Here is a 4724-nt window from a genome sequence, read left to right as displayed (position 1 = left end):
CGGCTGGCGGGCCATGGCAAGGCCCAGCGGCACCACCGCCAGGCCACTGGACAGGCAGTTGCGCGGTTGCAACGGGTCGAATTGGCGGTAGTTGTCGAGGTAGTCGCGGTGCATTTCGCCGCTCATGCCGTGCAACTGGAAATCCCGGGCTTGCAGCTGGCGGTCGACGCAATAGAACGCGGCTTGGCTGACCGGAATCAAGCGGGTGAAAGCCTGCAGGCACTGGCCGGCGACTTCGTGGGCGGGGAGAGCGTGCATGGGTGGGCACCTGCGCCAAAAGGCTGCCGACGGGTGCCGGCAGCCGGGGCTATCACACCACGGCGAAGTAGTGTTTGACGAAACTTTCGCTGACCACTTCCCACAGCACCGGGGTGCCCTTGGTCACGAACCAGCTGTCACCGGCCTTGTAGCGGGTGCTCTGGCCGGTGGATTCGTCGGTGAGTACCACTTCGCCGGTGACCACGGTGGCCTGTTCGGCAAACGGGTAGACCATGCGGAACTTGCCCTGGGTGGTGCCGAAATAGGCGCTGCTGACCGGGTCGGTGGGGGCACCGAAGGTCATTTTGCCGAAGGCCCGGACTTCGCCTTCGAGGATGGTCGAGCCGAGGTCGGCGACGGTGCCCCAGGCGTCGAGTTCGGATAGCTGGATGTCTTTCTTGAGGGTAACGAGGGTCATGGCAGTTGCTCCTGATGAGAAAAAATTAGTGACCAACTGTAGGAGCGAGCTTGCTCGCGAAGGTCGTCAACGATGACGTTGGCGTCCTGGATTAACGCGGCGCCCTTGGGTTTTTCGCGAGCAAGCTCGCTCCTACAGGTGTCAGGCGTGGGATTTAGCGGCGGCCGTTCCAGTAACCGGAGAGCTGGTGCCAGGATTTGCCGGCGGTAAGCAGCAGCGGGCGGATCGAGTCCTTGCCGATGATGGTCGGGCGATGGATCGAGCTGACCAGGTCATACCGCGCCGAGCCTTCGCTCATGCCTTCGGCCAGCACCTTGCAGATGATGTGGCTTGGGGTCACGCCGAAGCCCGAATAGCCCTGCACATAGAACGCGTTGCTGCGCCCGGGCAGGGTGCCGACCTGCGGGAACAGGTTCGGGCTGCAGGCCATCGGGCCGCCCCAGGCCAGGTCGATCTTCACGTCCTTGAGGTACGGGAAAATCTTCAGCATCAGGTTGCGGTTCCAAGCTTTCAAATCGCCGGGAATGTGCTCCACCAAAGGCGTGGCGGCGCCGAACAGCAGGCGGTTTTCGTGGGTGACGCGGTAGTAGTCGATCACCGGGCGAATGTCGCTGTAGGCCCCGCGAATCGGGCTGATACGGTTGATCAGCTCTTCTGGCAACGGCTCGGTCATCATCTGGAACGCGTAGGTGTTGATGGTCGAGCGGTGCAGTTCTGGCTCCAGCTTGTTGAGGAAACTGTCGCAGGCCCACAGCAGCTTGCTGGCCTTGACCGAACCGCGGCCGGTGCGCACGGTGATGCGCTCGCCATAACTGACTTCCAGCGCCGGGCTGTTCTCGAAAATCCGCACGCCGTGGCCGGCCAGAGCCTTGGCTTCGCCCAGCAGCAGGTTCAACGAGTGCACATGCCCGCCGCCCATGTGCAGCAGGGCGCTGCTGTAGGCGTCGGAGCCGATGATCTGCCTGACGTCGGAGCCGCCAAGAAAGCGGATCTCGTGTTGGGTGTTGATGGATTTGAAGTCTTTCTCCCAGGCGCGCAGGGTCTTTTCCTGGCGGGCGTTGAAGCCCATGTAGCCATAGCCGTGGCAGAAGTCGGCATCGATGTCGTACTTGGCGATGCGGTTCTTGATGATGTCGGCGCCCAGGTCGCTGATCTCGAAGATCTGGCGCAGGCCGTCTTCACCCACGTCCTTCTTGATCTTTTCCAGGTCGTGGCCGATGCCGGCCATGATCTGCCCACCGTTACGCCCGGTTCCGCCGAAACCCAGGTAACGCGCTTCCAGCACGACGATGTTGGTGATGCCTTTTTCGGCGAGCTCCAGGGCGGTGTTGATCCCGGAAAAGCCGCCACCGATGATCACCACGTCGGCTTCCACGTCCTGCTCCAGGGTGGGGAAGCTGAGGTTGTATTTCTTGGTCGCCGTGTAATAGGTCGGCGTTTCGATATTGATCATTGCGCTGCCTGACAGTGAAGAGCTAATGAGTGTATTAAGGCCGTTGGCGCGCTGGATGTCTTGATTCTGTGTGCCGCCGGTTTTGATCCTGCGCGCCAGAGCCTTCGCCGGCTTCACAAGTTATAGCGTGAGGTGGGGAGGAGAGTGTTAGAGTTTCGTTAAAACATTAACTAAATCTATCGTGACCCTGAGCCTATGTTGAAACCCAGACAATCCCTGACCCTGACCTTGCTTCAGGCCCGTGAAGCGGCCATGAGTTTTTTCCGGCCCTCGCTGAATGAGCATGGGCTGACCGAGCAGCAATGGCGGGTTATTCGAATTCTCAGCCAGCATGATGAGCTGGAGATTTACCAACTGGCGGAACTGGCGTGCATTCTCAAGCCGAGCATGACCGGCGTGCTGGTGCGCATGGAGGCGGCGGGGATGGTGCACCGGCGCAAGGCCGAGCAGGATCAGCGGCGGGTGCTGGTGACGCTGGCGGAGAAGGGCAAGGCCAGTTTCGAGTCGATGAGCCAGTGCATGGAGGAGAATTACCAGCGGTTGCAGGAGCAGTTCGGGGAGGAGAAGTTGCAGGTGTTGTTGGGGTTGCTGGATGAGTTGAAGACTATCAAGCGCTGACACACCGCCGATCCAAATGTGGGAGCGGGCTTGCTCGCGAATGCGGTGGGTCAGCCAACAAACCTGGCACTGATACACCGCTTTCGCGAGCAAGCCCGCTCCCACATTTTGGATTTTTGTGGTTTCAGAGCGTCAGTACACGCCGCCGGTAATGGCCGGTGTTGCGGTGTCTTTGAATTTCGCCGCCAACCCCTGCAACCCGCGCATCAACACGGTCGTATCCACCCCTACCGCCACAAACGCCGCCCCCAGCTCGATATACCGCAGCGCCAGTTTCTCATCCGCGCTCAAGATGCCCGCCGCCTTGCCGGCTTTTTGAATCCGTACGATGGCGTCCTCAATCGCCGCCTGCACCTCGGGGTGCCCGGGATTCCCCCGATGCCCCATGGCCGCACTCAAATCCGCCGGCCCGATAAACACCCCATCCACGCCATCAACCGCCGCAATCGCGTCCAGGTTGTCCAGGCCTTCACGGTTCTCGATCTGCACCAGCAGGCACATCTGTGCATCGGCCTCATCCAGGTAACCGGGAATCCTGTTCCAGCGCGACGCCCGCGCCAGTGCGCTGCCCACGCCCCGTACACCACCCGGTGGATAACGCATCGCCCGCACCAGCTGCCGTGCCTGGTCAGCCGTCTCCACCATCGGCACCAACAGCGTCTGCACGCCGATATCCAGCACCTGCTTGATCAACGCCGTATCGCCGATCACCGGGCGAATCACCGGTTGGCTGTCATAAGGCGCGACAGCCTGCAGTTGGCCGAGCATGCCGCGCAGGTCATTGGGCGCGTGCTCGCCGTCGATCAGCAGCCAGTCGAACCCGGCATTCGCCGCCAGTTCGGCGCAATAAGCGTCCGCCAAACCGAGCCACAGGCCGATCTGGGTCTCGCCACGTTGCAGGCGTTGCTTGAAGCGGTTGATGGGCATGTCCATGAAACAGTCCTCCAGTATTCAGACAAAGCGGCAGGAGATGGAACCCAGCATGTCGTAGTCGACATGGAAGGTGTCACCCGGATTCGCCGCCACCGGGCGGGTGAAGGAGCCGCCGAGGATGATCTGGCCGGGTTGCAGGGTGACGTCGTACGGCGCCAGTTTGTTCGCCAGCCAGGCCACGCCCTTGGCCGGATGGTTAAGTACCGCAGCCGACACCCCGGACTCTTCGATCACCCCGTTGCGGTATAGCACCGCCGGCACCTTGCGCAGGTCGATCTCGGTGGGGCGCACGGCGCGGCCGCCCATCACCACGCCGGCATTGGCGGCGTTGTCGGAAATGGTGTCGAATACCTTGCGGGTGGCGTTGGTGTGCGGGTCGATCTGCTGGATGCGTGCGTCGATGATTTCCAGCGCCGGGATCACCCATTCCGTGGCATCGAGCACATCGAAAATCGTGCAGTTCGGGCCCTTGAGCGGCTTGCCGAGGATGAACGCCAGTTCCACTTCCACCCTCGGCACGATGAAGCGCTCGAAGGGGATGTCGGTGCCTTCGTCGAAGAACATGTCATCGAGCAGGGCGCCGTAATCCGGCTCGGTGATGTTCGACGACACCTGCATCGCCCGCGACGTCAGGCCGATCTTGTGCCCGACCAGCTTGCGCCCGTCCTTGATTTTCCGGGCCACCCAGGCGCGCTGGATGGCGTAGGCGTCTTCAATCGTGATGTTCGGATGCTCCATGGAAAACTGGCGCACCTGTTCACGGGAACGCTCGGCCTGGTCGAGGCGGGCGGCGGCTTGCTGGATAAGGGCTTGATCAAGCATGACAAAATCTCTACTGGGGATTGACGATGGCCGCATGGGTGCGCAGCACCAGCAGGCCGCCGAGGGCGATAAGCAGCGCCAGCACGTACAGGGCCAGGCTCGCGCTTTGGGTGGTGTCGCGCATCCAGCCGATCAGGTAGGGCGCGAGGAACGAAGCGATGCTGCCGAACGAGCTGATCAGCGCGATGCCGGCCGCCTGGGTGCTGTTGGACAGGAACGCCG

At 61.9% G+C, this 4724-nt stretch carries 5 protein-coding genes and 2 pseudogenes; 1 reads left to right on the top strand and 6 read right to left on the bottom strand.

Annotated elements, in window-relative coordinates:
- The 3 genes and pseudogenes from HX846_RS07220 to HX846_RS07210 all read right to left on the bottom strand — a co-directional run.
- Window positions 1–258 (bottom strand): annotated as a pseudogene (locus HX846_RS07220) (helix-turn-helix transcriptional regulator); the annotation flags it as partial.
- Window positions 259–310: 52 nt separating this feature from the next.
- Window positions 311–676 (bottom strand): cupin domain-containing protein, encoded by a 366-nt coding sequence (locus tag HX846_RS07215; RefSeq protein ID WP_003209872.1) that lies wholly within the window; start codon window positions 674–676, stop codon window positions 311–313.
- A 154-nt stretch (window positions 677–830) separates the two neighbouring features.
- Window positions 831–2129 (bottom strand): FAD-binding oxidoreductase, encoded by a 1299-nt coding sequence (locus tag HX846_RS07210; RefSeq protein ID WP_178965185.1) that lies wholly within the window; start codon window positions 2127–2129, stop codon window positions 831–833.
- 195 nt (window positions 2130–2324) lie between these two features.
- On the opposite strand from HX846_RS07210, the gene hpaR reads away from it, so the two are divergent.
- On the top strand, window positions 2325–2747 hold the full coding sequence (gene hpaR, locus HX846_RS07205; RefSeq protein WP_003209875.1) for a homoprotocatechuate degradation operon regulator HpaR: 423 nt from the start codon (window positions 2325–2327) through the stop codon (window positions 2745–2747).
- Window positions 2748–2879: 132 nt separating this feature from the next.
- Here hpaR and hpaI read toward each other — a convergent pair whose 3' ends face one another.
- From hpaI to HX846_RS07190, 3 genes and pseudogenes are all read right to left on the bottom strand, one after another.
- Window positions 2880–3680, bottom strand: coding sequence for a 4-hydroxy-2-oxoheptanedioate aldolase (hpaI, locus tag HX846_RS07200; RefSeq protein WP_178965184.1), 801 nt, complete (start codon window positions 3678–3680; stop codon window positions 2880–2882).
- An 18-nt stretch (window positions 3681–3698) separates the two neighbouring features.
- Window positions 3699–4502: a 2-oxo-hept-4-ene-1,7-dioate hydratase gene (hpaH, locus tag HX846_RS07195; RefSeq protein WP_177021252.1), complete on the bottom strand. Its 804-nt coding sequence runs from the start codon at window positions 4500–4502 to the stop codon at window positions 3699–3701.
- Window positions 4503–4512: 10 nt separating this feature from the next.
- Window positions 4513–4724 (bottom strand): annotated as a pseudogene (locus tag HX846_RS07190) (MFS transporter); the annotation flags it as partial.

This window comes from Pseudomonas sp. K5002 (assembly GCF_013386655.1).
GTDB lineage: Bacteria > Pseudomonadota > Gammaproteobacteria > Pseudomonadales > Pseudomonadaceae > Aquipseudomonas.
Note: the sequence above shows the minus strand (reverse complement) of the source record. Positions and strands in the feature narration are given on the sequence as shown.

Excerpts from the sequence above, each read along its gene's own strand:
- hpaI (WP_178965184.1), bottom strand. The coding sequence starts at position 3,680 with ATGGACATGCCCATCAACCGCTTCAAGCAACGCCTGCAACGTGGCGAG.
- hpaR (WP_003209875.1), top strand. The coding sequence starts at position 2,325 with ATGTTGAAACCCAGACAATCCCTGACCCTGACCTTGCTTCAGGCCCGT.
- HX846_RS07210 (WP_178965185.1), bottom strand. The coding sequence starts at position 2,129 with ATGATCAATATCGAAACGCCGACCTATTACACGGCGACCAAGAAATAC.
- HX846_RS07215 (WP_003209872.1), bottom strand. The coding sequence starts at position 676 with ATGACCCTCGTTACCCTCAAGAAAGACATCCAGCTATCCGAACTCGAC.
- hpaH (WP_177021252.1), bottom strand. The coding sequence starts at position 4,502 with ATGCTTGATCAAGCCCTTATCCAGCAAGCCGCCGCCCGCCTCGACCAG.